The sequence below is a fragment of the Streptomyces canus 299MFChir4.1 genome (assembly GCF_000383615.1).
Taxonomy (GTDB): Bacteria; Actinomycetota; Actinomycetes; order Streptomycetales; family Streptomycetaceae; genus Streptomyces; species Streptomyces canus_C.
The window spans coordinates 65,701-90,325 of sequence record NZ_KB911611.1 but is presented as its reverse complement, the minus strand read 5'-3'; the positions used below and the strand labels follow the sequence as shown (position 1 = coordinate 90,325).

General features: G+C 67.3%; 20 protein-coding genes and 2 pseudogenes. 15 read left to right on the top strand and 7 right to left on the bottom strand.

Annotation, left to right across the window (positions count from 1 at the left end):
* Window positions 1–25: 25 nt before the first annotated feature.
* From H293_RS53905 to H293_RS0138240, 13 genes are all read left to right on the top strand, one after another.
* On the top strand, window positions 26–1,717 hold the full coding sequence (locus H293_RS53905) for a CocE/NonD family hydrolase (RefSeq protein ID WP_020123083.1): 1,692 nt from the start codon (window positions 26–28) through the stop codon (window positions 1,715–1,717).
* Window positions 1,718–1,831: 114 nt separating this feature from the next.
* Window positions 1,832–2,302, top strand: coding sequence for an Ohr family peroxiredoxin (locus tag H293_RS0138300; protein ID WP_020123082.1), 471 nt, complete (start codon window positions 1,832–1,834; stop codon window positions 2,300–2,302).
* Window positions 2,299–3,054 carry a RidA family protein gene (locus tag H293_RS50825; RefSeq protein ID WP_020123081.1) on the top strand — a complete coding sequence of 252 codons (756 nt, stop codon included), beginning with the start codon at window positions 2,299–2,301 and terminating at the stop codon, window positions 3,052–3,054. The genes H293_RS0138300 and H293_RS50825 overlap by 4 nt, the downstream gene beginning before the upstream one ends.
* Window positions 3,047–5,074, top strand: a complete 2,028-nt coding sequence (locus H293_RS50820) for an oxidoreductase (RefSeq protein WP_078612798.1) — start codon at window positions 3,047–3,049, stop codon at window positions 5,072–5,074. The genes H293_RS50825 and H293_RS50820 overlap by 8 nt, the downstream gene beginning before the upstream one ends.
* A gap of 55 nt (window positions 5,075–5,129) precedes the next feature.
* A complete protein-coding gene (locus H293_RS0138285; protein WP_020123079.1) occupies window positions 5,130–5,867 on the top strand; it encodes an SDR family NAD(P)-dependent oxidoreductase in 738 nt (245 codons plus the stop codon).
* On the top strand, window positions 5,864–6,421 hold the full coding sequence (locus H293_RS50815) for a hypothetical protein (protein ID WP_020123078.1): 558 nt from the start codon (window positions 5,864–5,866) through the stop codon (window positions 6,419–6,421). Before H293_RS0138285 ends, H293_RS50815 begins: the two co-directional genes overlap by 4 nt.
* 672 nt (window positions 6,422–7,093) lie before the next feature.
* Entirely contained in the window at window positions 7,094–8,245 is a 1,152-nt protein-coding gene (locus H293_RS0138270) for an ABC transporter substrate-binding protein (protein ID WP_078612795.1), read from the top strand.
* Window positions 8,246–8,324: 79 nt separating this feature from the next.
* Window positions 8,325–9,173: an ABC transporter ATP-binding protein gene (locus H293_RS0138265; RefSeq protein WP_020123075.1), complete on the top strand. Its 849-nt coding sequence runs from the start codon at window positions 8,325–8,327 to the stop codon at window positions 9,171–9,173.
* A gap of 35 nt (window positions 9,174–9,208) precedes the next feature.
* Window positions 9,209–10,072: an ABC transporter permease gene (locus H293_RS0138260; protein WP_020123074.1), complete on the top strand. Its 864-nt coding sequence runs from the start codon at window positions 9,209–9,211 to the stop codon at window positions 10,070–10,072.
* Window positions 10,073–10,248: 176 nt separating this feature from the next.
* On the top strand, window positions 10,249–11,487 hold the full coding sequence (locus tag H293_RS0138255) for a CaiB/BaiF CoA transferase family protein (protein ID WP_020123073.1): 1,239 nt from the start codon (window positions 10,249–10,251) through the stop codon (window positions 11,485–11,487).
* Window positions 11,487–12,296, top strand: coding sequence for a cyclase family protein (locus tag H293_RS0138250; RefSeq protein ID WP_020123072.1), 810 nt, complete (start codon window positions 11,487–11,489; stop codon window positions 12,294–12,296). The genes H293_RS0138255 and H293_RS0138250 overlap by 1 nt, the downstream gene beginning before the upstream one ends.
* Entirely contained in the window at window positions 12,293–13,741 is a 1,449-nt protein-coding gene (locus H293_RS0138245; RefSeq protein WP_020123071.1) for an MmgE/PrpD family protein, read from the top strand. Before H293_RS0138250 ends, H293_RS0138245 begins: the two co-directional genes overlap by 4 nt.
* Complete coding sequence (locus tag H293_RS0138240) at window positions 13,738–15,204, top strand: dihydroorotase (RefSeq protein ID WP_020123070.1); 1,467 nt, start codon at window positions 13,738–13,740, stop codon at window positions 15,202–15,204. The genes H293_RS0138245 and H293_RS0138240 overlap by 4 nt, the downstream gene beginning before the upstream one ends.
* A 59-nt stretch (window positions 15,205–15,263) precedes the next feature.
* Here the strand turns inward: H293_RS0138240 and H293_RS50810 are convergent, their stop codons facing one another.
* Window positions 15,264–16,061 (bottom strand): IclR family transcriptional regulator, encoded by a 798-nt coding sequence (locus H293_RS50810; RefSeq protein ID WP_051138214.1) that lies wholly within the window; start codon window positions 16,059–16,061, stop codon window positions 15,264–15,266.
* Window positions 16,062–16,191: 130 nt separating this feature from the next.
* Here H293_RS50810 and H293_RS0138230 point away from each other — a divergent pair, with 130 nt between their 5' ends.
* Window positions 16,192–17,145: an HpcH/HpaI aldolase/citrate lyase family protein gene (locus tag H293_RS0138230; RefSeq protein ID WP_078612794.1), complete on the top strand. Its 954-nt coding sequence runs from the start codon at window positions 16,192–16,194 to the stop codon at window positions 17,143–17,145.
* Window positions 17,146–17,324: 179 nt separating this feature from the next.
* On the opposite strand, the gene H293_RS55670 is transcribed toward H293_RS0138230, so the two are convergent.
* Both H293_RS55670 and H293_RS55665 read right to left on the bottom strand, forming a co-directional pair.
* Window positions 17,325–17,519, bottom strand: coding sequence for an IS110 family transposase (locus H293_RS55670; RefSeq protein ID WP_259294615.1), 195 nt, complete (start codon window positions 17,517–17,519; stop codon window positions 17,325–17,327).
* A gap of 236 nt (window positions 17,520–17,755) precedes the next feature.
* Window positions 17,756–17,962: pseudogene (locus H293_RS55665) on the bottom strand (transposase); the annotation flags it as partial.
* An 802-nt stretch (window positions 17,963–18,764) separates the two neighbouring features.
* On the opposite strand from H293_RS55665, the gene moaA reads away from it, so the two are divergent.
* Window positions 18,765–19,754: a GTP 3',8-cyclase MoaA gene (moaA, locus tag H293_RS0138215; protein WP_028808546.1), complete on the top strand. Its 990-nt coding sequence runs from the start codon at window positions 18,765–18,767 to the stop codon at window positions 19,752–19,754.
* On the opposite strand, the pseudogene H293_RS53085 reads toward moaA, so the two are convergent.
* The 4 genes and pseudogenes from H293_RS53085 to H293_RS58650 form a co-directional block, all read right to left on the bottom strand.
* Window positions 19,751–20,298 (bottom strand): annotated as a pseudogene (locus tag H293_RS53085) (IS630 family transposase); the annotation flags it as partial. The gene moaA and the pseudogene H293_RS53085 sit on opposite strands and share 4 nt — an antisense overlap.
* Window positions 20,299–20,497: 199 nt before the next feature.
* Window positions 20,498–20,827 (bottom strand): WhiB family transcriptional regulator, encoded by a 330-nt coding sequence (locus H293_RS55650; protein ID WP_078612792.1) that lies wholly within the window; start codon window positions 20,825–20,827, stop codon window positions 20,498–20,500.
* Window positions 20,828–21,325: 498 nt separating this feature from the next.
* Window positions 21,326–23,461: an ATP-binding protein gene (locus H293_RS55645; protein ID WP_078612791.1), complete on the bottom strand. Its 2,136-nt coding sequence runs from the start codon at window positions 23,459–23,461 to the stop codon at window positions 21,326–21,328.
* On the bottom strand, window positions 23,458–24,321 hold the full coding sequence (locus H293_RS58650) for a hypothetical protein (RefSeq protein WP_158694493.1): 864 nt from the start codon (window positions 24,319–24,321) through the stop codon (window positions 23,458–23,460). The genes H293_RS55645 and H293_RS58650 overlap by 4 nt, the downstream gene beginning before the upstream one ends.
* Window positions 24,322–24,625: the final 304 nt, after the last annotated feature.

Sequence of the window (24,625 nt, the reverse complement as noted above, 5' to 3'; positions counted from 1 at the left end):
CGCCGATCGAGAAGAATGGACCACAGTGCCGACCCTGACCCCACCCGGCTACGACGTCCACGTGGGCGTTCCCATGCGCTGCCGCGACGGTGTGCAGCTCCTGGCCGACGTGTACCTTCCCCGAGGGCGCGCTCGCTCCCCTGCACTCCTCCAGCGGACCCCGTACTCCCGCGACCGCTCAATCGTGGTCGACGGGGCCATCGCGCTGCGAGCCGCCGTCGAGGCCGGATTCGCGGTCGTCGTTCAGGACGTGCGCGGGAGGGGGGGCTCGGACGGTCGCTTTGAGCCTCTGGTCCACGAGGCGGACGACGGTTTCGACGCAGTGCAGTGGGTCGCCGCACAGGACTGGTGCGACGGCCAGGTCGAGATGTACGGCCGCTCCTACGCCGGACTCGCTCAGTGGCTGACCGCGGCGGCATGCCCCCCTGCGCTGCGGGCGATCGCGCCGATGATGGCGGGCAGCGACGCCGGCCGCAACTGGTTCGGGGTAGGGCGGGCTTTCGAGCAGGGCTTCGTGACGGCCTGGGTCCTCACATCGCTGGCGGCCGGCGACCTGCGCAGGAGCGGCGACGAGGAGGCCCTCGACCGGTTGTCCACACTCACGGCCGACCCGGACGGGTGGCGACGCCCGCTCTCGGCGGCCGACCGCGAGCTGCTCGGCCGTACCCTGGGTTACGTCGGCGACTGGCTGGGCGGACCTGAACCGCTGGAGCGATGGCTGAGCGATGAGCGCCTGCACGTCGACCTCGCCTCCGTCGAAGTGCCGGTGATGATGACTGGAGGCTGGTACGACTTCGGTATCGGGGGCGTGCTGAGTACCTACGTCGAGTTGCGTTCGGTAGCGGCCCATCCGCCGACGCTCGTGGTAGGTCCGTGGTCCCACGGCTCCTTCACGGGTTCATATGCTGAGCACGACTTCGGACCTGGCGCCGGCGTCGACGGCGTGGGCCACAGTGCGCGGCAGTTGCGGTGGCTGGCAAGTCACCTCCGCCCGGTCCCGGGAGACGCAGCGACGCCGCCCGACCGGGGACGCATCGACCTGTTCGATACGGGCGCGAGGTCATGGGCCGAGATCGAGCCGCACAGCCTGTCGGCGACGGCCGACCTCGTCCTGCACGGGGCCGCCACCTCGGACCGGCTCGGCCCAGACGCGGACGCCACGACCGAGAGCGCCGCTCCCCTCATCCTCGTCGCCGACGTCTCCGACCCCGCACCCACGGTCGGAGGGCCGGTATATCTCCCCGGACGACTCGAGCGGTCCGGGCCCCGTGACCAGCGCGCCCTGCTCGGGCGCCCAGACGTGGTCGAACTCCCGTGCGTCGGAGTGCCGCGCGGCACGCAACTGGCCGGCGCGGTAGTGGTGCGCCTCGCCGTGTCGGCGCCGCACACCGGGACGCGCTTCGTGGCGAAGCTGTGCGTACGGCACGAGGGGACCGCTGGAAAAGGATCGACCATGCTGCTGCGTGAGGCTGCTGTCACCGTCGAGGTCGCCGGTGACAGCGAGGTGGAGATCGCGATGGGCTACGTCCTGCACCGACTCGGCGACGACGAGCGGTTGGTGCTGCTCCTGAGCAACACCAGCGCCCCTCGTTACGGACCCTCACCCGTCGAGGGGCACAGCACGACAGAGCAGGACGGACCGATCCGGTGCGCCGTTCGTCACGTGACCCTCGGACTGGTGACCCAGGCGGCGGACGTCGGTCCCACCGAGGTGTGACTGGTGCCGTGGCAGGCAGTGTCTGCGCGACGGGGCGAACGCTGCCGGCCACGGCCAGGGCGAGCGGCCACCCCGGTCGCGCGCCGGAACAACGAAGAGATGAGAGGACTGACCATGACGGCCACGAAGGTCGACCGAGTGCGGTACACCGCGAGCGCCGAGGCCACCGGCGGACGAGAGGGAAGGGTACGGTCCTCTGACGGCGTGCTGGACCTGGGCCTCGTGAAGCCGCCCGGCATGGGAGGGCCTCGCAACGGAGCCTCGGGCACCAACCCGGAGCAGTTGTTCGCGGCCGGGTACGCCGCATGCTTCCACGGCGCACTGCTGTTTCACGCCAAAGCGAAGGGCTTGGACCTCGCGCACCGCTCCTCGGTCGGCGCCGCGGTCGGGATCGGGCTGTCTCATCAGGCAGAGGGCCTGTGGTTGACGGTCACCCTGACCGTCAACCTTCCCGAGGAGGTCTCCGCGGCCGACGGTCGCGACCTACTTGCGGCGGCTGACATGACGTGCCCCTACTCACGCGCTGTGCGCGGCAACATCGAGGTGCGTATCCAGCGGGCGGACGAACAGATGGAGGACCAGTGAGCCGCGACCTGCTCCAACTGTCCGTGACCAGCACGTCAGCCTCCCTGGGCGCGACCACGACCGACGGGACCGCCGACGAGGGCCGGTTCGTGGACCTGTACCGCTCGTGCCTGGCCGAGCTCGAACGTCGGGTCCGTCCAGCCGGCTATGAGCTACGCGACGTGGTCTCGATGGTCGAGCACGTCGCTCCCTCGGCCCGCGCACATTACCGCGAGGTGCGAGGACTCCGTCGGTCAACGTTCGGTGCGGTACTGCCCTGCTCGGCCGTCGTCGTCCGCTCGGACCATGCCGAAAACGGAACGATGCTCACGCTCGACGTGACGCTCGCGCGGGGGGCGAAGAAGTCAGTCGTGATCGACAGCAAGCACGTCGGTGACGTGAGCTACAGCGCCGGGGTCGTGCGGGGACGGGACGTCTTCCTCTCCGGATTCGCGGCCATCGATCTCGCATCGGGCGAGACAGTGGCGGCCGGCGACCTAGCCGCCCAGCGCAGCCACTCGTACGCCTCGGTGGCCCGTGTCCTCGATGCTGCCGGCTCCTCGTGGTCGCAGATCACTTCGGTCCAGGAATTCGTCACCCCTGCGGGGCTGCGAGCCGCGGGCGCGTCCGGCGTTTCCCCCGACACGTCGCGCCCGCCCGCCGCCCGGGTCGCGATCTGCCCGTGTGACGGCTTGATCCGCGACGAACTGATGTTTGAGGTGGTCGTCACGGCGTTGACCGGGCCCGGCGCAGTCGAGCACGCCAATGACTGAGTCTGCCGCCGGCATGCCGCTGAGGATCGGGCCGCACACGATGCGCAACCGAATCTTCATCTCCGCCCACACCCTCAACTTCGCCGAGCATCACCGCGTGTCCGACCGCCACCTAGAGTACCACCGGCGCAGGGCCGCCGGGGGTGTCGGACTCATCGTCACCGAGGGCCTGCGCATCCATCCCACCAGTCTCAAGCGTCCCGAGACGCTGTCGCTGTGGACCAACGATGCGGTCCCCGGGCTGGCTCGGCTGGCCGAGGTGGTTCATGACGAGGGGGCCCTGCTCTTCGGCCAAATCCTGCATTCGGGCCGTGAGGCCGCAGACGCCTATCCCCGCACCCCGTCGTGGGGCCCCAGCCCCATCCCGTGGGCGCGCGGTGCCGCCCTCCCGCACGTCATGACTGACGAGGACATCGCCGAACTCGTCGACTGTTTCGCACAGGGTGCCAGGCGCGTGGTCGAGGCGGGCCTGGACGGACTGGAGGTGCACCTTGGCCACGGGCACCTGCTCCAGCAGTTCCTCTCGCCCCTGTCCAACGCGCGGCTCGACTCCTACGGGGGCTCGCTTGAAGGTCGTCGTCGCGTCGTCGATGAGGTCCTGGCAGCGGTGCGAGCCATGGTGCCCGGCTCGGTCGCCATGGGAGTGCGCGTCAGTGGGGACGAGTTCATGGACGGCGGTCTGACTGTCGAACACATGGCTCCGATGTGCGCCTCCCTGGTCGAGGACCACGACCTGGACTTCGTCAACGTCAGCCACTCCGCCTACGTCGGCGGTCCCAGCCTGTCCACCCAGATGGCGGACATGGCTCATTCCCCGACGCCGTTCAGGTCCATCCCTCGCGCGGTCAAGCAGGCACTCGGCTCCTCCGTGCCCGTTCTCGCCGCCGGCCGGGTCGACACGCTGGAGGACGCGGACCGTCTGATCGCGGCCGGGGACGCCGATGCAGTCGCGATGACTCGCGCTCATATCGCCGACCCGACGATCGTGGTGGGCCGGCGCGCGGGAGCCACCCAGCGCCGCTGCGTCTCGTGCAACCAGCTGTGCATCGGCCGCTCCTCCGAAGGGCTGGCCCTCAGTTGCGTGGTCAATCCCGAGGTCGGTCTCGAGGAGGCATGGAGCCGGATCTACAGCAGCCTCGAAGCGGCCGTGTCGTCCCGCCCTCGCATCCTGGTGGTGGGAGCCGGTCCGGCCGGGCTGGAAGCCGGTGCCGTCGCCGCGCGGTGGGCGGACGTCACGGTGGTGGACGGACGGACCGAGCCCGGCGGCAACATCGCCCTCGCTTCCCGCGTCGGTACCCGCCGTTCCAAGTGGGCGCAGATGGTCGAGGACCAGGTTGCGGCGTGCGAGGAACGAGAAGTGACGCTGAAGCTGGACACGTACGTCGACCCCAGCGCCCTCAACGGAGACGCTTGGGACAGCATCGTCTACGCAACAGGTGCTCCCTATCACGACCGCCCCGTACCTACCCAGCGCGCCCCGTACCGGTCGATCGTCGCAGACGTGACCGCGGACCTCGGTCCGGCGGGCCGGTTCATCGTCTTCGACGACGTCGGCGGCTGGCCGGCGTGGAGTTGGGTGGAGCACTTGCTCGACCGCGGGCACGAGGTCCACTACGTCACCCCCCTGTCCTCTCTCGCCCCCCAGATCACCGTCTACAGTCGGCTGGGCCTTGTGAGTCGGGTAAGGGCCACAGGCCGTCTCTCGGTCCACCTGATGAAGGAAGTTGAGTCGTGGGACGGCTCACGCGTGCGCCTGTCCGCCGCCTTCGGGGAGTCGGTCGAGGTCCCGGACGTCACTGCGGTGTACGACCTCGGCGTGCCGGTCTCGCCGCACACCGACGGCTGGCCTCGGGGAGTGGTCGTTGGTGACGCCTACGCGCCTCGTGATGCGGGGTGGGCGGTGTTCTCGGGACGCCGCGGCGGCCTCGAGGCGCTGGTGCGGTCGGGGGCCGTGAAGGACCCTGCGACCTGCGCCGACCTCTTGCACAGACTAACGACCCTGCCTCTGCTGGGCCTGTAGCCCTGCTCCGATCTGTTGGCGAGACGTTGAGCAACCGCTCTGGAAGAAGGATGCTGTGGACGAACGATCGACACCCCCGGAGGACGTGCCCGTCGCCGTGGTGTCCGGGTCCTCGGGGGCTCTGGGAGGCGGGATCGCCCGCGCGCTTGTCGACGGCGGTTACCGCGTCGTGGGTCTGGACCGATCGGCACGACAGGCAGGAGATTCGCTGCACGCGTCCTATGCGCTGGACGTCGTCGACGAGGTCGCCTGCCGCCGAGTCTTCGAAGAGATCGCTCGGGCGGTCGGGCCTCCCCGTGTGCTGGTCTGTGCCGCCGGCGTCATTGAGCGCGGGAGCGCGGCCGCCACCTCGCTGGACTCGTGGAACCGGGTGCTGCAGACCAACCTGACCGGCACGTTCGTGGTCGCGCGGGAATTCAACCGGGTCCGGGTCGCGAGTGGCGCATCTGTGGTGAGCATCGGGTCCATGCGCGGCGAGCACTCTTCTCCGGGGGCTGTGGCCTATGCCGTGAGCAAGGCGGGCATCCACCACCTCACCCGTCTTCTGTCCAGGGAATGGGGCCCGACCGGTTGCCGCGTCAACGCAGTAGCACCAGCGGCGGTCGCCGGCAACGGCCAGGCCGCCGAAATCACCTCGTCTCCGGGCTACCTGGACGCGAAGCGGGCCTCCATTCCGGTCGGACGGCTCGGCACCTCGCAAGACGTGGCCAACGCGGTTTTGTACCTATGCTCGGACCGCGCGTCCTTTGTCAATGGCACGGTCCTCGCTGTGGACGGGGGCGAGTACGCATGAGGCCCGCGCTCGACCAGGGGATCGCGAACGTCCTGCTGACCGTCCTTTCTGCGGGCAGAGACGTGACCGTGCGCATCAGCACGCCGCCCAGTGCCATGGCACAGGCGCGCCGGACAGCACAGCTGTGGCCGGAGGACTGCGAGATCGCGCCGATCACGTCCCAGGGGGACCGGAAGCGCGCCGTTGCCGACAAGGCCGACTGGATCTCCGCGCTGGTCACATCCCTGCGCGACGGTGAAGTCGACGTGTCGGTCCACGCGGCAAAGGACGTTCCGAGCCGACTCGCGGACGGCTGCGTTCTGGCCGCCGTGCCGTGCCGCGACGAGCCGTACGACGCCCTGCGTGGTCGGCGGGGCCTCGCCGGTCTGCGCCCAGGCGCACGGATCGGAACCAGTTCGGCGCGACGCCGCGTATGGCTGGAGGCCGCGCGTCCCGATCTCGTCGTGCAGAACCTGCGCGGCAACGTCGAGAGCCGTCCAGGCAGTTGGTGTTTCTCGAGTCGGATCCCAGATAGCGAGACAACGTTCGACTCGAAAGCGGACGGCTTACCCTAATATCGCCCATACTGCTATCTGAGATTTTTCCGCTCAACACCCGCCACCCAGAGTGCCTCCGGTCAGGGGGCGACGCGATCGTCGTCACCCTCGCGGTGCTCGAATGCCCAGGACGTCAGAATGCCTGCGCGGAGGTCTTGACAGACATGCCTCCCGCCCCAGCCCGAGGCGCCCCCATCCTCGAGACTCGGGCAGAGGATGCCGGTTGCCTCCGCACTGCTCAGACACTCACCGACCCCGCAGCGAACGAGCGGTGCTGTGCGAAGCGCGAGCTCGTCCGATGGCTCGGCGCCGACTGACGCAGTGCTCTCGGGGCACACACGATCGTGCACGAGGGCGGCGGCGACCCTGCGCGCGGACGTCTTCGGCAGACGTGAGCGGGTGACGTCCTCGGAATCCGGCGCCGAAGCGTCCATGGTCTCAGGGCGCGGCGCCACCAAGCTCCTGCACTAGCGCGCCGGCCGCCTCCTGGCTGAGTGGAATCTGCAAAGCGTTCCGTTCACAGAAACAGTTCTGCATCACGAATCGATGATGGGGACCCCGCGCAAGATGTTTACCTATGGGCTACATCTACCTCATTGACGTGAAGAGAAGGTTCGGTTCCAATACTTTCAAGCTGACCTCTCGTGCAAATGTTCCGCATAGCGGTACACACAAGGAAGCAGGTCTCTCATGGACAACGTGACAAACCGCCGAGGCGCTCGTCGAGCGTGCCTGATGGCGGTCGTCGTGCTGCCGCTGGCGATCATTACGGGATGTGGAGGGGACTCCGAACCTGCGTCGGACGGATCGACGACGCACTTCAACATCGGGCTTGCGACCACGCCCATCTCGATGACCGAGGTCGTGCCCACGATCGCGGTCCCCAGTCAACTTGGGTTCTTCAAGGACGAGAGGGTCTCGGTCGACGTCCAGCCGATGGCGGGGTCCACGGCAGTCATCCAGGCCGAGACGGCAGGGTCCATCGAGGTCGGCGAAGCCTCCTCGACGAACGTCATCCAGTCGGCCCAGAAGGGCGTGCCCGTCAAGTCCTTCCTGGCCCTTGGCGTCTCCTACCCCTACAAGGCCGTCACCCTTCCCGGCAGCGGCATCGCCAAGATCTCAGACCTCAAGGGAAAGACGCTGGGCGTGACCAGCCTCGCCTCAGCCAGCTTCGACGTCGCGAAGGCAGAGGTGAAGGCGGCCGGCCTGACCGGCAAGGTCAAGATCGCCCCCATCGGCTCCGGTGCGGCCGCCGTCGCCGCCCTGAAGTCAGGTCAGGCTGACGCTCTGGTCAACTACACCGGTGACCTGTTGTTCATCGAACAGAGCGGCGTCAAGCTCGATGACGTCGATCTCCCACGCAGCCTGGACCGTGGCCATTTCGGTGTCACGTGGACCGCGCCCGAGTCGGTCATAAAACGCGACTCCAAGGCCCTCACGGGGCTGTCTCGCGCCATGCTCAAGGGTCTCATCTGGAGCGCCGCCCACCCCGAGGACGCCGTCAAGCTCGGCTACAAGGAGTTTCCGCAGCTCAAGCCGCCGTCCAACTCGTACGACAAGCAGTTCAAGCTGGACGTGGCGAGCATGAAGCAGACGTTGTCTCTCATCGCCCCGCCGTTCGCGGACGGAGTGCCGGGGACCTCACAGGGCGAGGACCCCTCCACGTGGAAGAACTTCGGCTGCGTGGCGGACAAGGCATGGAACAACATGATCAAGTTCGCCGAGGCTGCCGGCAACCTGACGGACGGCAAGCCGGAGATCAGCGACGTGTGGGACGGCTCCATCTGCAACGCAGCTGGTGAGGGCATCAACAACCAAGAAGTCATCGATACTCGCCCCTGAGTGGATGCTCCGGGATGTGCGGCCCGCGCCGCGGCCGCACATCCCGCGCCACCCGCGTGTACAGCGAAGGACAATCCGCATGAACACCGAGCAGACATCCCTCAACACCGACGGTGTCGACCGCTCCGACACCGCCGAGTCGGGCTTCATCGACGTGGCGGAGACGTCGAAGGTCTATCGCCGCAACGGCGAAGTGAAGCAGGCGCTGCGGTCGGCCTCGTTCCAAGTCGGCCGTGGCCAGTTCGTCTCTCTGGTGGGACCGTCGGGGTGCGGCAAGACCACCTTGCTGCGCATGATCGCCGGACTGGTAACCCCCACCACCGGGCAGATCCAGTTGAACGGTACCCGCGTAGACGGGCCCCGTCGTGACACCGGGATGGTGTTCCAGAGTCCGACGCTACTTCCGTGGCGGACGGTGCTCGGCAACATCATGCTCCCCGTTGACATCCTGCGTCGCAATCGCCGCGAGTACCGCGACCGGGCCCACGAGCTGCTCGACATGGTGGGATTGGGCGAATGCGCGCACCAGCACCCCTGGGAGCTCTCGGGTGGAATGCAACAGCGGGTCGGCATCTGCCGCGCCTTGATCCACAATCCGTCCGTGCTCCTGATGGACGAGCCCTTCGCCGCGCTGGACGCCATCTCCCGCGAGTCACTCAACAGAGAGCTGCTGCACATCTGGCGGGCGAGCCAGAAGACGATCGTCTTCGTGACGCACTCGATCTCGGAGGCCATGTATCTCTCGGACCAGGTCGTGGTGATGCAATCTCACCCGGGGCGAGTTCGGCAGATCCTGCAGATCCACACACCCCGGGAGCACCGGGCAAACGATCCGCAGGTGCAGAAGGCCGCACAGGATGTCCGCGTCCTACTCGAGCGCAATGACCCGCCCGCACCCGACCCGGCCACTTCTGGAGCCAGCCGATGACAGCCATGCCGCCAGTCCCTGACAGAGCCACTCCGATGAACGCCGGCTCGGTGACGGTGGTCGACTTCGTCACCGACGAAACGACGACGCCGATCCTCGCGGACGAGACACCTACGAGTCGAGCATACCGAGGTGCCCGGTTCGTGCTCCGCTACCCCGCCGTGTTCATCTCTCCGCTGATCGTCATCGCGCTTGTGGCCCTATGGCAGTGGGCGGTGACGACGTTCGACGTGTCGACCTACGTGCTGCCCGCGCCGTCGGAGATCTGGACGTCGCTGCACGGGATCATCAGCACCGCGACCTTCTGGCAAAACGTGAGCGTGACGGTGCAAGAGGCCGTACTGGGCTTCGCACTGGGCGCCGGCCTCGCCTTCCTCATCAGCCTCGTCATCTCCGAAATCGCTCTTCTCGAACGCGCGGCGATGCCCTACATGGTGGCGTTCCAAGCCGTCCCTACAGTCGCACTCGCGCCCATTATCGTCATCTCTGTCGGCTACGGTCTGACCTCGAAGGTCGTCATCGCGGCCATCATCGTGTTCTTCCCCATGCTTGTGAACTGCGTCGTAGGTCTCAGGGCCACCGGGATGGACCGCATCGAGCTCGTCCGCTCGCTGGGCGGGACACGATGGCAGGTCTTGCTTCGTATCAAGCTCGTCGGAGCGTTGCCGTACATCTTCGCCGGCCTGGACATCGCGATCGTCCTTTCGGTCGTGGGGGCCGTCGTTGGGGAGTTCGTCGGCGCGAAGGCCGGACTGGGCTATGCGCAGCTCCAGGCCAACTACAACTTCGACATCCCGGGCTCGTTCGCCATCTTGGTGGTGATGGCCGTCATCGGCATTGGCATGCACGAGATCGTCCTGGTCGTCCGCCGCCGGGTGGTGTTCTGGGAGCAGCACTGAGCGGGAAGGCCACCACCCGGTCCGAACGCAGTGGCCCCGGACGGCCCCATCCGACCAGCGGCGAAAACGCCGCGGCGTCGCCGCTGGCCCACCTCGGCGTCCAGAGGCATGCGGTCCGGCCGCCCCCTCCATCTGGGTCCTGTCACGCAGCGACCCTGCAACCAAGGAAGTGAGTCATGACGCTGTCGGAGCCTGACGGGGCGCCGTACGCCCGAAGCCGACCGACGATGCCCCTCGAGGGCATCAGGGTCCTCGACGTCTCCACGATCCTGGCGGGCCCCTTGTGCTGTCAACTGCTCGGTGACTTTGGTGCCGACGTCATCAAGGTCGAGCACCCGCGCCACGGCGACAACCTGAGGGGTCACGGCCCGCAGAAGGATGGAGTTCCGCTGTGGTGGAAAGAGGTCAGCCGCAACAAGCGGACCGTCGCGGTCGACCTGTCCCAACCGGACGGAGCGCAGGTGCTTCTTGAGCTTGCTCGAGACGCCGACGCCCTCGTGGAGAACTTCAGGCCGGGGACGCTGGAGCGATGGGGGCTGGGACCTGATGTCCTGTATGAGGTCAACCCCGGGCTGGTGCTGCTCCGACTGACCGGCTTCGGGCAGGTCGGCCCCTATGCGAGCCGACCCGGGTTCGGCACCCTTGCCGAAGCCATGAGCGGCTTTGCGGCCCTGACGGGTGAGGCAGAGGGACCGCCCACACTGCCCGCCTTCGGGCTGGCTGACAGCATCTGCGGCATCGCTGCGTCCTCAGCTTTGCTGATGGCGCTCCGCCACCGTGAGGTGAACGGAGGGCCGGGCCAGGTAGTCGACCTGAGCATCCTGGAGCCGATCATGGCGGCGGTCGGCCCGGGTCCGACTCAGTTCGACCAGCTCGGCACGGTGGAGACCCGGCACGGCAACCGCTCGACCAACAACTCTCCTCGCAACACCTATCGCACCAAGGACGGATCATGGGTCGCGGTCTCGACCAGCGCCCAAGCGATCGCCGAGCGGGTGATGCACCTCGTCGGCCACCCGGAGGTGATCGACGAATCCTGGTTCGCGTCGGGCCGGCAACGCGCTGAGCACGCCGACGAGCTCGACGGCTACGTCGGCAGCTGGATCGGTGGTCGGGACCGGGACGAGGTGCTCGACGCCTTCGCCGCCGCGGGAGCGGCAGTCGCCCCCGTCTACGACGCACGCGACCTGACAGCCGACCCGCACGTCCGTGCCACGCAGATGCTCCTCGACGTCCCTGACGACGACCTGGGCACGATACTGATGCACAACGTGATGTGGCGCATGTCCCGGACACCGGGCGCCATCCGCTTCACCGGTCGAGGCATCGGCGCGGACACCGACGAGGTTCTGGGCGAGGCGGGCATCTCGACGAGCGAACTCGACAAGCTGCGTCAGCGCGGGGTGGTGGCCTGATGAGCGCCCTCCTCGATGCGGTCTCGGACGGAGTCCGCGTCATCGACCTTGCGGTACCGCTGTTCGTGGGGATGCCCCAGTCTCCGAACCATCCCGCCTTCTGGCACACCCTTCCACGACGGCACGGCGACACGGTCCGCGATGACGGCTCCTCGGCGTCGAACGACATGATCGTGATGGGCACCCACGTCGGCACCCACATCGACGCCTTGGCCCACGTCTCCTTCGACGGGTGCCTGCACGGAGGCGTCGACGTCCCCGACGCGATGAGCGGAGGCAAGTTCCTCGAGCACGGTGTCCACACGATCGAGCCGATGGTCACGCGGGGCATGCTGTTGGACATTCCTCGCGTGCTGGGTGTGTCGGCCTGCGAGCCGGGCTACGAGATCACGGTGGACGACCTCGTCCGAGCCGAGGAACTCACGGGGTCGACCCTCAGAACGGGTGACGTGGCCGTCATCCGCAGCGGGTGGGGCCAGAGGTTCGAGGACGCCGTCGCCTTCGTCGGCAAGGACAGCGGTGTGCCGGGCGTCTCCGAGGCCGGGGCCCGTTGGTTGGCGGGCCGTCAGATCCTCGCCGCCGGAGCGGACACCATTGCCTTCGAGCGGCTCCCGCCCGGCGATGGCCATGCCGTGCTGCCAGCGCACAAGGTCCTCCTTGTCGAGTCGGGCGTCTACATCATCGAGACGATGGCGCTCGAAGAGCTGGCGCGATCTGGCGAGTTGGTCTTCACCTTTGTGCTCGTGCCGCTCAACATCATCGGGGCCACGGGTTCCCCGGTCCGTCCGCTCGCGGTGCTGAGCCGGTGACCCGAGAGACCCTGGCCGAGCAGGTCGCCGCGTTCGCCGTCCGGGTGCGTGACGCCGGGCACGACCCTGAAGTCCTCCCTGCCGAGGTGGTGGCCAGCGTGCGCATGAGAGTGCTCGACGTGCTGGGCATAGCCGTTGCCGCCTCGGCGCTCGAAACCAGCGCGTCCGCCCGAGCCTACGTCGCCGAGCAGGGCGGGCGGGGGGTGGCGAGCGCGATCGGGGTGCCGGAGATGTTGTCGGCGCCGCTCGCCGCCTTCGTCAACGGCGTCCTCGCCCATTCCCTCGACTACGACGACACCCATCTGCCATCCGTTCTTCACCCCAGTGCCTCGGTTGTCCCCGGAGCCCTCGCAGTCGCGGAGGCGACCGCGGCGACCGGGCGGCAACTGGTGGCGGCGATCGCCGTCGGTCTGGAGACCACCGTCCGGCTCGGCATGGCCGGCTATGACCGCGAGGCCCAGAACTCCATGTTCTTCGAGCACGGGCAGCACGCGACCTCGATCTGCGGAACGATGGGAAGCGCGGTCGCGGCCGCGCTGCTGCTCGGGCTGGACGAGCGTGGGGTCGCCGACACGCTCGGCGTGGCGGCGTCGATGGGATCAGGCGTGATCGAGGCCAACAGGACGGGTGGCACGGTCAAGCGGATGCACTGCGGGTGGGCCGCGCATTCGGGCGTGGTCGCGGCCCAGCTGGTCCGTCACGGGTTCACCGGCCCGCCCACGGTGCTTGAGGGGCGCTTCGGCTTCCTGCGAGCTTGGTTGCACGGCAGATCCTTCCCCGACGAGGTGTCTGCGGGGCTCGGCCGGACCTGGTCGCTGCCCGAGATCTTCTTCAAGCCCTATCCGGCCAACCATTTCACCCATGCCGGCATCGACGCGGCACTCACCCTGCGCGCACGTGGGCTGGACCCGGCCGAGATCGAGTCCATCGAGCTGCGGGTGCCACGTCAGAACCTCCCCACCATCGGTGAGCCTATCGAGGTGAAGCGGGCGCCACAGACCGGCTACATGGCCCAGTTCAGTGGCCCCTACACTGTCGTGGCCGGTCTGCTGGGCGGTGGGGGACTCGGGGTCGGCCTCGAGGACTTCACCGACGAGTTGGCCCAGGACCCCGCACGCCGTGAACTCATGGCCAAGGTCGACGTCGTAGCCGACCCGACGTGCACCGCCATCTTCCCCGCACAGTTCCCGGCCATCCTGCGTGTCCGCACCCGTGGGGGCAAGGAGTGGGCAGAAGAGGTTCTGGCGAACCGGGGAGGGCCGCAACGACCGCTGTCCTTCGCCGAACTCGCCCTCAAGTTCCGTCAGAACGCCTCACTCGGCCTCGACGACGACGCGCTCGAGTTCGTGGAGCGGACGGTCGCTGCATTGGAAGGGCTCGACGACGTGCGCCCGCTGTTGTCGTCGTTGCGCACCTTGGCGAAGACAACAGAGGAGAAGTCATGACCCAGTACGACCTGATCATCAAGAACGCCCGCCTCGTGCGGGCCGACGAGGCAGATGTCAAGCTGATGGACATCGGCATCCGCGACGGGAAGTTCTCGGCATTCGCCCCCCATCTCCGTGTGGAGGATGCCCGCGAGGTGGTCGATGCCGGCGGGAAGCTCGCCTTTCCCGGCGTGATCGACGTGCACCAGCACTGGGGCATCTACAACGACCTGCGCGAGGACGCCGTCAGCGAAAGCCGCGCGTCGGCCCAGGGCGGTGTGACCACCGGACTGACCTATATGCGCACCGGCCAGTACTACCTCAACCGCTCCGGCCCGTACGCCGACCTGATGCCGGAGGTCCTGCAGGCCACCGAGGGGCACTCGCACATCGACTTCGGCTTCCATTTGGCCCCGATCGAGCGCGAGCACATCGACGAGATCCCTTCCATCATCGACGACCTTGGCGTGCCCTCCTTCAAGATCTTCATGTTCTACGGCGGTCACGGGTTGCACGGGCGATCGGCGGGGCAAGACTCGTTCCTGATGCTGAGGGACGGGCAACGCTACGACTACGCGCACTTCGAGTTCGTCATGCGCGGCATCCAGCAGGCCCGTGAGGAGCGACCCGACATCGCGGACGCGATCTCGCTGTCCCTGCATTGCGAGACGGCCGAGATCATGCGCGCGTACAGCGAGATCGTGGAGCTCAGGGGCGGCGCGCGTGACCTCGCCGCCTATAGCGACTCGCGGCCCCCGCACTCCGAGGGGTTGGCCATCACCATCGCGTCATACCTCGCACACGAGACGACGTTGCCCACCATCAACCTGCTCCACCTCTCTTCGCGCAAGGCGATCGAGGCGGCGATGATGATGCAGTCGACCTTCCCGCACATCGACTTCCGGCGCGAGGTGACCATCGGGCACCTCGTCGCCGACATCAGCACGGCGACGGGAACAGCGGGGAAGGTGAACCCGCCCCTGCGCCCCAGGGAGGACGTCGAGGCGTTGTGGGAGCACCTGCTGGCAGGGCACTTCTCATGGGTCACGAGCGACCACGCTTGCTGCCGTGAGGAAATGAAGTTTGGTGACCCGCGCAACGACGTCTTCGCCGCGAAGTCCGGGTTCGGCGGTGCCGAGTACCTGCTGCCGGCGCTCGTCAGCGAGGGCCGCCGCCGTGGTCTGCCGATGCACAAGGTGGCCGAGCTCACGAGCACGACGCCGGCCGCTCGCTTCGGCCTGACGACGAAGGGGCAGTTGCAGGTGGGTCTGGACGCTGACCTCGCACTCGTCGACGACGACGCGAGCTGGACCATCACGGCCGAGGAGTCCGCTTCGACGCAGGAGTACACGCCGTTCGAGGGCTTCGAGCTCACCGCCAAGGTGACCGACACCTTCCTGCGCGGCCGCACCATCCTGCGTGGCGGTGAGATCATGGGGGTGGCGGAGGGTCGCTACCTGCATCGACCGACCTCGCGGTGAAGTCGTTCGCAGGCTTCGTCCTCGTCCCCCGGCAACGCGCAGGTCGGACCGGCCACATCCTAGTCGGGCAGCCCGCCGCGCCATCCCAGCAAGCAGGAAAGCTCATCCGCGCCGGCGCGCAATGCCGACGCCAACCGGGCGCGGACCTCGTAGTTGAAGCGATTGACCGGCCCGCACACCGAGAGTGCCCCGATCGCATGCCCGTCGACATCGAGGACGGGTGCTGCCACGGACGCAGCCCCTGCTTGGCGCTCGCCGCCGGAGAACGCCAGTCCCTCGCGGCGAACCTCCGCGAGGCGTTCTCGCAGGACCTCCTTGTCGACGATCGTGCTGTCGGTCAGGGCAGGGAGGTCGCCGGCGAGTATGCGGTCACGGTGCGCGGGTTCGAGGAAGGCCAGGACGGCGCGACCGGAGCTGCCGGCGTGCAGTGGCCAGCGGCGGCCGATCTCCACCGTCATCTTGATCTCGTCGTCGCTGATGACTTGGTCGAGGTAAACGCGTTCGTCGGCCACGAGTGCGGAGACCGTGGCGGTTTCCCCCGCACGCGACGCGAGGTCGCGCAGGATGGGGAGAGCAGCCCGGCGCAGGTCGCTGTCGCGCAGGGCGCGGGAGCCCAGGGCCGCGACGGCAGGGCCCATCCGATACCGACGGGTGCCGACATCGAACCCCAGGAGGTCTCGGTCGACCAGGGTGCGCAGGATGCGGTGGACCACGGCCTTGCTCAGACCCAGGTCACGCGCGATCTCAGAGACCCCCTGCGTCTCGCTGCCGCCCAAGAAGTGCAGGAGCACGTCGGCAACCCGCGCAGTGGCTTCGGTACGGTCGTCGCCGCCCTGGAGGGGAGAAGATGGTGACACAGATCGTTCCGTTCCGCTGGACGATACAATATCGCTCAATCTACTACATCGACTTATCGGTGCGAGGCCCGGTTCTGGATGACATGGAGCCTGTGGAGGACGGTGAAGGCATTCGACGGGAGGAAGTCAGATGTTCCGACTGGCGAAACCCGAACGAGGACTACGGGGTTTCGTACTGCCCCCGAGGAGGAGGCATCTGATGGGTGAGAATAAGGACGACCTCCGACCAGCCCGGAGCTATCTCTACGTCCCGGGGAACGACGCACGTCTGTTGGCAGGCGCCGACCTCCGGCGTCCCGATGCCATCATCGCCGACCTCGAAGACGCCGTGGCACCGGCCGACAAGGTCCCGGCTCGACGCACGGTAAGTGACTGGCTCGCGCGCAGGACCGGGGCTCAGCAGTGGGTCCGCGTCAACGCCGACAGTGTGAGCGCCGACCTGGACGCAGTGGTGGGACCGAACCTGACCGGCGTCGTCGTGCCGAAGGCGGACTGCCGCCTGATCAAGGAGGTCGCAGCCCATCTCGACAGGCTTGAGGCGCAACGACGGCTGCTGGAGCGGAGTATCGTCCTCGTACCGCTCATCGAGAGCGCGTCCGGCCTGATGGAGGTAGGACAGATCGCGCGGCTGCCGCGACTTCACCGCATTGGCGTGGGGGAGGTCGACCTTGCCGCGGACCTGGGGGTGGAGCTCGACGAGGAGCGCCAGCATCTGACCGCGATCCGGCTGCAGGTCGTGACGGCCTCTGCAGCAGCCGGCGTCGCGAGACCACTGGGATCGACCTCCACCGCGTTCAGGGACCTGAAGCTCTTCGACCGCACGTCCAGGAACCTGCGCAAGCTGGGATTCCGTGGGCGCACCGCCATCCATCCGCAGCAGATCCCAGTAATCCACGAGGTGTTCACGCCGTCGGACGACGACGTCGTCCGGGCCCGCCGGCTGCTGGATCTCAGCTGCCAGGCGGACAGCGGCACGCTCGTCGACGACGAAGGGAGGTTCGTGGACGCGGCCGTCCTGCGAAGCGCCGAGGAGATCCTCGCTGTTCGCGCGCTGGCCGACGCGACAGACAGATCCTCGGGATGAGGCACGCCGATCCATGCCGCCGAGCGCCGCACCGAAGTCTCACGCACGCGGATCTTCCCCCCGAGTGGTGGACACCTCCGATCCCGGCCCCGGGGAAGAGGAGTCGCGTATGGTCATGAGGGTGTATTCGCCCGAGTTCAAGGCCGATGCCGTGGTCTCGTGCCCCTCGGACCCGGACCTCACGATCGCTCCAGGGCCGCGTAGGCGGCCAGGTTACCGGGGAAGTACTCGCGCAGCGTGTTCCTCAGCCGCTGGAAGGTGCGGGTCCGCTCCCAGATCAGGGTCTGGTGGGCGCGGGTGACAACCTTCACGGCCTGGGCCCGCTCGCTGTCGCCCGCGATCAGGCGCAGTTGGGCACGGTCGATGCGGACCAGCCGGGCGGTGGCGAGCCTGCGGCCCGCTCCGTCCCGGACCTCGATATCGTGATGGTCCTCAGCCCAGTCGTCGCCGACGAACTGAACCCGCTTCTCCAGCCTCTCGACGAACTCGTGCGTGCGGCCGGCGGAAGGCAGCTCGCGCCCTAATGGATCCAGTGATCACGCCAGCACAGCTTGGCGGGTACGCCATCCCGTCAGCAGTCATGGCCTCCCGGCCGGACCAGCAGGGGCACGGTCTGGCCACAGAGCTCGAAACACGGCGGCAGAGCCCGCCAGGCACAGCCGCTGACCAGCACGTAGATGATCGCCGCGAACAGCGTCTCATCAGGCGTGTCCTGCGTTCCACCGCCCTGCGGCCGCAGCTTCGACGGTGGAATCAGCGGCCTCGCGATCTCCCACAGCCCATCCGGAACAATCCAACTCCATGTACCCCGCCCCATAAACAGTCCAACGAGCGGCGAGGATGCGCAGTTCGCTACGCATATGGGCGTGAGCCGCGAGCTCGGCAACCGCCGGGAGACGGTGGCCAGTTGGGAGTCCGGCAAGAACGAACCGCGACCGCCACAGCGAACCGCCTACGCTCGCCTGCTCGAAGGCCTCGCCGCGCGCTGCCCCGTACCCGCGGCCGATGCGGACTCCGAGCCGAACGTGCCCGAGACGTTCACCTCCACCCCGGCAACTTCGGCGCCGGCTCCACCGGCGCCGGCCGCCGCGAAGCCGCCCGCCCGACCGGCGGCGACCATCACCAGGCCGACCGCGACGTCGCGTCTCCCGGGCGCGAAACTAATGCGAGGCCATGGCTGGCGCCGCAGCGGGAGACATGGCGCCCCGACATCCGGGCCGCCATGCTGGCGGACCAGCGGGTCGGTATCCGTACCTGGTCAAGCTGCTCAAGGGCGCCAAGTCCGCCGCCCAGGCGCTCGGGGTTTCACAGCACACGGTGGAGCGGTATGTGGCGGGCAAGTTCAAGCAGATCTCCTCGCCGTCGGCGAGCGGATCGTGTGCGTCCCGCTCAAGCCCATGGCTCACTGCCACCCCGCCGCCCGCACCTGCAGCGACCCTATCGATGCCCTGGCCGCAGCCCGAGCGGGAGAGCAGCCCATCCGTGACCCGGCCGGTGACACGACGCGGCCGTGCCGCGCCTCACGCGGTCGGGCCGACGTGCTTGTCAGCGCGGTCACGTAGGCTCGCACGTGACGGGAAAAGAATGCTGACACCGATCCGCAACGAGGGAGGGGCCACGTGCTTACCGACACATACGGCCGAGTGGCCACCGACCTGAGGGTCTCGCTCACCGACCGGTGCAACCTCCGGTGCACGTACTGCATGCCGGAAGAGGGCCTGCAGTGGCTGGGCAAACCCGACCTGCTCACCGACGACGAGATCGTCCGCCTGATCGACATCGCCGTCACCACCCTCGGGATCAAGGAGGTCCGCTTCACCGGCGGCGAGCCCCTCCTCCGCCCGGGCCTGGTCGGCATTGTCGAGCGGGCCGCCGCGCTGGAGTTGCGCCCTCGGATGTCCCTGACGACCAATGGCATCGGCCTCAAGCGCACGGCCGCGGCCCTGAAGGCCGCGGGCCTGGACCGGGTGAACGTCTCCCTGGACACCCTGCGCCCGGACGTCTTCAAGACGCTCACCCGGCGGGACCGCCACAAGGACGTCCTCGAAGGTCTTGAGGCCGCCCGCGCCGCGGAGTTGACCCCGGTCAAGGTCAACAGCGTCCTGATGCCCGGTCTGAACGAGGACGAGGCCCCGGACCTGTTGGCCTGGGCCGTGGAGCACGACTACGAGCTGCGCTTCATCGAGCAGATGCCCCTGGACGCGCAACACGGCTGGAAGCGCGAGGGCATGGTCACCGCGGGGGACATCCTCGCCGCCCTGCGCACCCGCTTCGAGCTGACCCCGGAGGGCACCCAGGAGCGCGGCTCGGCCCCCGCCGAGCGCTGGATCGTGGACGGCGGCCCGCATCGCGTCGGCGTCATCGCCTCGGTGACCCGCCCCTTCTGCGCCGCCTGCGACCGCACCCGCCTCACCGCAGACGGCCAGATACGCACCTGCCTGTTCGCGACAGAAGAGACGGACCTGCGTGCCGCCCTGCGCTCGGGTGTCCCTGACGAGGAGATCGCGCGCATCTGGCGTCTGGCCATGTGGGGCAAGAAGGCCGGCTCGGGCCTGGACACTCCCACTTTCCTGCAGCCGGACCGCCCTATGTCGGCGATCGGCGGCTAGTGTCCTGCGCCAGAGATTCGTCGGCAGAAGCGGGCGAGGGAGTCGGGGATCTCTTCGGCTGTCTTGGTCCAGATGAACGGCTTGGGGTCCTTGTTCCAGTTCTTGACCCAGGCGCGGATGTCGGCTTCGAGGGCTTGGATGTTCTTGTGTGCGCCGCGGCGGATCATCTGGTGGGCGAGGTAGCCGAACCACCGCTCGACCTGGTTGATCCAGGAGGAGCCGGTTGGGGTGAAGTGCAGCTCGAACCTCGGGTGCTTGGCCAGCCATGCCCTGATCGCAGGGGTCTTGTGGGTGCCGTAGTTGTCCACGATCAGATGGATCTGCAGGTGTGCGGGCACCTCCTTGTCGATCCGGATCAGGAACTTTTTGAACTCCACGGCCCGGTGCCGACGGTGCAGGGCGGTGATGACCTCACCGGGGCGATGTCGAAAGCAGCGAAAAGGGTGGTCAGGCCGTTGCGGACATAGTAATGGGTGCGCCGTTCGGGCATTATCGGCAGCACCGGCTGGGACCGGTCCAGGGCCTGGATCTGCGACTTCTCGTCAGATCTCCTCCGGTCGGTGACCTGGTAGATGGTGCTCCCGAAAACCTTCCCGGGGAGGTGCTGTGGTTCACCACAAAGGCCGTGGGCGGTGCAGACCGCAGGGCGTGCTCGGGAACGGTTACCTGACGTAGGCGGGCGGTGCAAGCCCGGCCTGGTGCGACGGCCGAGACGGTGGCGTGTGTGTCCGGTGTACGGAAAGTCAGCAGGCTCGGGGCGGCGTGTGGACCGACTCGCCGGCGCAGACCGGGGGAGTGCTCTGCTGCTGCGCGCGGGCGTCCTCCAGCAGGCGCTGCCATGACGCGACGGTCGGGCGACGGCGCAGCAGTGCCCGCCGCTCACGCTCGGTCATGCCGCCCCAGACTCCGAACTCGATGCGGCCGTCCAACGCGTAGGCCAGGCACTCGGTGTCCACGGGACAGCCGGTGCATCGAGCTTTCGCTCGATGCTGCGCGGCCCCCTCGACGAAAAGGTCGTCCGGATCGCCGGTCCGGCACAATCCGCGCTCACCCCAATGGGAATCCGGTATCACCGTTCTGTTCCTCTTCTCGTATCCGGCCTGCGGTGAGGCCTCGGACAATCATGTAGCAGGCAAGTGACAGTACGCCAGGGCCCCACGGTGCAGGTGTGCACCAGCTGGAGCCTGCACACGTTTGAGTGACGAGGACTTGTCCGCGCGGGAAGACAAGCTGTACGGCACCCCACACGGATGGGCGCGGATGGCGCACTCGAAAGGCCGACTCCCCAGCGCCGCAGAGCCGTTGACTCCATGTGCTGTTGCTCCTCGACGCCATCCCCTTCCACGCTCAGACAGGGCAACCGCCCCGACGACACCGCACGAGGCCGACCCGATTTCAGCACGGTCTGTGACCGAGTGCTCTCCGCCCGCTGCGGACGGGGCCACGATCGCACATGCGGACAGGCCTTCGGGTGGCGCCGCCCGTCTGATCACTGAAGACTTCTCGCCCGATCGGTTGGGCCTGAGCAGTGTCGTCACAGGCCGCCGTCCCCCTGCTGGCATTCGCCGTGATCAGCTTGCTTCGAGCGGGTTGGCCGGGCGGCCCGAACCGGGGTTCCCAGCGTGCGGAACGACGAAACGGCCAGCTGTCAGGGTCGTTTCGCGTTTCCACAGTTGCCAGCAGACCTGTTCGATGCCTTGTTTGAGGTAGCGGCGATATGTGCTGAAGGACAGTGACAGTTTCCGGGCTATGGCCTGTTGCGTGCTGCCGCCCTCCAAGTAGGTCGCCCGGACCACCGCCTTCTGCTGTTTCGTCCTGGCGCCTTCGGCGATGGCTTCGATCGCCTGCACGATCAGGTGCCGCAGATTTTTTTCCGGCTCACCGGGCAGGGAAGCGACGAATGCGGCTCGCAGTAGCGGATTGGCAGCCATACGCTCCGACCGGTGCCAGTTACGCAGGGCGTCGTGCACAGCGAGGTCAAATGCAGCTCTGGACAGGCGGGTTCGGCGCGGGTATCTCACACTGTCGTAGCGTCGGGGTCCGGAGACCACCTGGTCGTCCAGCATGCTGATCCATTCGTCCATCCCCCTTAGGCCCCAGTCGTGTTCCCACAGTGTGATGCCTTGCCCCATCAGCAAGGGGGTCCGGGGCAGGCGATGAAAATCTGCGTACTCCAGCAGGCGTGCCGTCGAGTCGTCCGAACCAGCGACATGAAAGGTCCACTGCAATTGGTCCTGACTCAGGATTTCCCGGGTGATCCGAGCCATCATCCTGGCCAGGACGGCCGGCCGCTCCGCAGGGCGTCGACGGACGAGGGCGAAGCGGATCAGTTGCACCTGCTGACCGGACCGTAGTGCGCGGTTGATTTCGACGTGGTTGCGGATGTGGGCGACCACGGGATCGATAGAGGTCTCCACCGCATCCCAGCGATCAAAGGTCAACAGGCCGATACAGCCAACGATTTCTCCCGATTGGGCTGATCGGTATAGGCGGAAGCTGTTCGGCCGACGGTGGAGCCAAAAGTTGAAGATCTTGACACTAGCGGCGTCGAGTACCTCACCTGCCAGGTCCAGGGCTGCAGAGATGCTTTCGGCGCCGAACGTGCTCTCGTGTGTGTGCTCGTCGCGATCGGTCCAGTCGAAGCCAGGTAGCCATCTCCCCATGATCTGAACGTGGTTGAACAAGGCAGCGGCCTGTAGGGAGGCTGATTCAGGACCGCTGCGAATCAAGTGGGTCACATGAGCCCGCACCTCTTGGTGCATCGACCGATAGTAGCTGGGCGCCCGCCATTTGAGATCCTTGTCCAGGGCCTCGCCCACCACGGCCAACAAACGCAGACCGGAGCGGCGGCTTACGGTGTAGGGCTGCCGTCGCATCCAGTCGAATACCTCGTGCGCTTGGTCGGGTAGGAACAAACGGAGTGCGTCCTCCGTGACCTCGCTCAGGTGTGCACAGATTTCGAGGGCTCGACGATGGGCCAGCGACGGCACAGTGCCCACCACGCCATCGAGAAGCTCTTCGACGACGTGTGGTGAAGGCTGCCAATCACCCATGGTGGTAGAGCCTGGGTCGCGACCAACCACACGCAGAACCAGGGGGTGACCGCCGGCGAATGCGAGCCTGGCCCTACGGTCGGTGATCCGGCCGGGGATCGTGGTGTGGAGGAGATGCGCTGACTCAGCCGGATGCAGAGGGTGCAGAGGAAGGATTTCAAGTGCGTCGTCCCATGTCGGATCAATCTGCCAGATCAGGCTGGGGGGGCGGCGGCTCGCGAGTACCACCAGCGAGTCTCGGGGGAGTCCAGCAAGGAGCCGGTCCCTCAGCCAGCCTTCCGGACGGTCGAGACGGTCCACGGCGTCGACGAGTACGACGATGCGCTCCGCCGTGGCGACGTCCGACGCGACTTCGAAGGTCTCCTCAGTCGGGTTGATTCGTCCCGCGTCGAACTCGACAACGTGCAGACCGCGCTGCCTGGCCTCGACGGCGAAACGTTGCAGGAGCGCTGTCTTGCCGATTCCTCCGGGGCCGTGAAGCGCCAGGACCACGAGTGAGCCAGTGTCACGCTGCAGCGCAGCGCGGAATCGCTCCAGTTCTTCCTGCCGGCCTACGAAAGACCGCAGTAACTTGTTCTGTCGTAGGCGTGTGTCGGCTGCACTCGATGACTCGTTGAATGTGTTGCCGCATGCAGGGCTGCTCAACTCGCTCATCGCTCACTCCAACCGGCCGCTTCGGCGTGGAGGCGGATCCCTTGATAGGCGAGTGCTTCTGCTCTTCGGTCGGTGGGAGGCCAAGCAGGATTGACTTCCTTGTCGATGAAGCCAGGTTCATCCATGCGGTCTTTGAGGAGTGATGGGCTGTTGAAGGCCCCGGTGGATGCCACCCATTCGCCATTGGCCTCCAGCCCTGTGGCGATCTCGAACACGACGGTCGCTGCGAAGGCGCATCCGGCAAGCACGTACCGGCCGTGTGGTTCCACGTGGGGGATGGCTGCGACGTCTGACCGGGTCGTCTGGGTGAAGTTGCCGAAGGGCTTTCCTGCAGGGCTGAGGCCACGGGCTCGTAGGGCGTGAAAGGGGCGTTCGTGCGTGAAAGGCTTCGCCATGGCCTGTGGTGGCGCCACAGGGGCGTCGCTCCTGGCGGTGTTGTACGGCGCAGCGATGAGCCGTGCTGGTTCATGCATGCTGGGGGCTCGCAATACGTTGAGCGCCGGTGGTTCCTGTCCGAGCCCTGTCCGCGCTGTCCGCGCTGTCCGTGCCAGCCGCAGCACGTCGAGTGATATCCCATCCAGGTCGTAGACGCCGGTCGTGGCGTTGAACGTGGCGAGGTCGAACAGTTCGGCGTAGATGTCTGCCAAAGCGGTTTCGGTCGATTCTTCGGGATAGGTGTTCTTGCCGATTGCCTCCCCGACTGCCTCCCTGACTGCCTCGCCGAGTGTCTCGGCGACCAGAGCGACGATCACCCGGTGCATCTCCTGGTCCACGACCGTCGTGGTGGACAGGGCAGCCAACTGCTTGAAGTCGCTGTCTGGCGGCAGGATGGGAGACAGCCACAAAAAACCGGGTGACAACTTCGGACACGGCAAGCACGGTTTCAAGCTGGTGGCTGGAGCAGTCAACACCGTTGACGATGATGCCGGCCTTGCTGTCCCCTGTCGGCGTCAGGCGCCCACACCTGTAGTGCCGTCGGCACGTCGGGAAGGGAACACATGTCCAATGCCTGTGGCCCCCAGTCTGGCCGGCTTCGTGGTTTCTCTGAGTCGAAGTGCGGAGACCAGGAGGAAAATCCAACTGAGCACCGTGCAATGGGTGATGACGCCGAGCTAGGCGTCCAACCGTCCGGCCTGCAGTATGAACGACGCCCCAATGGCGGTG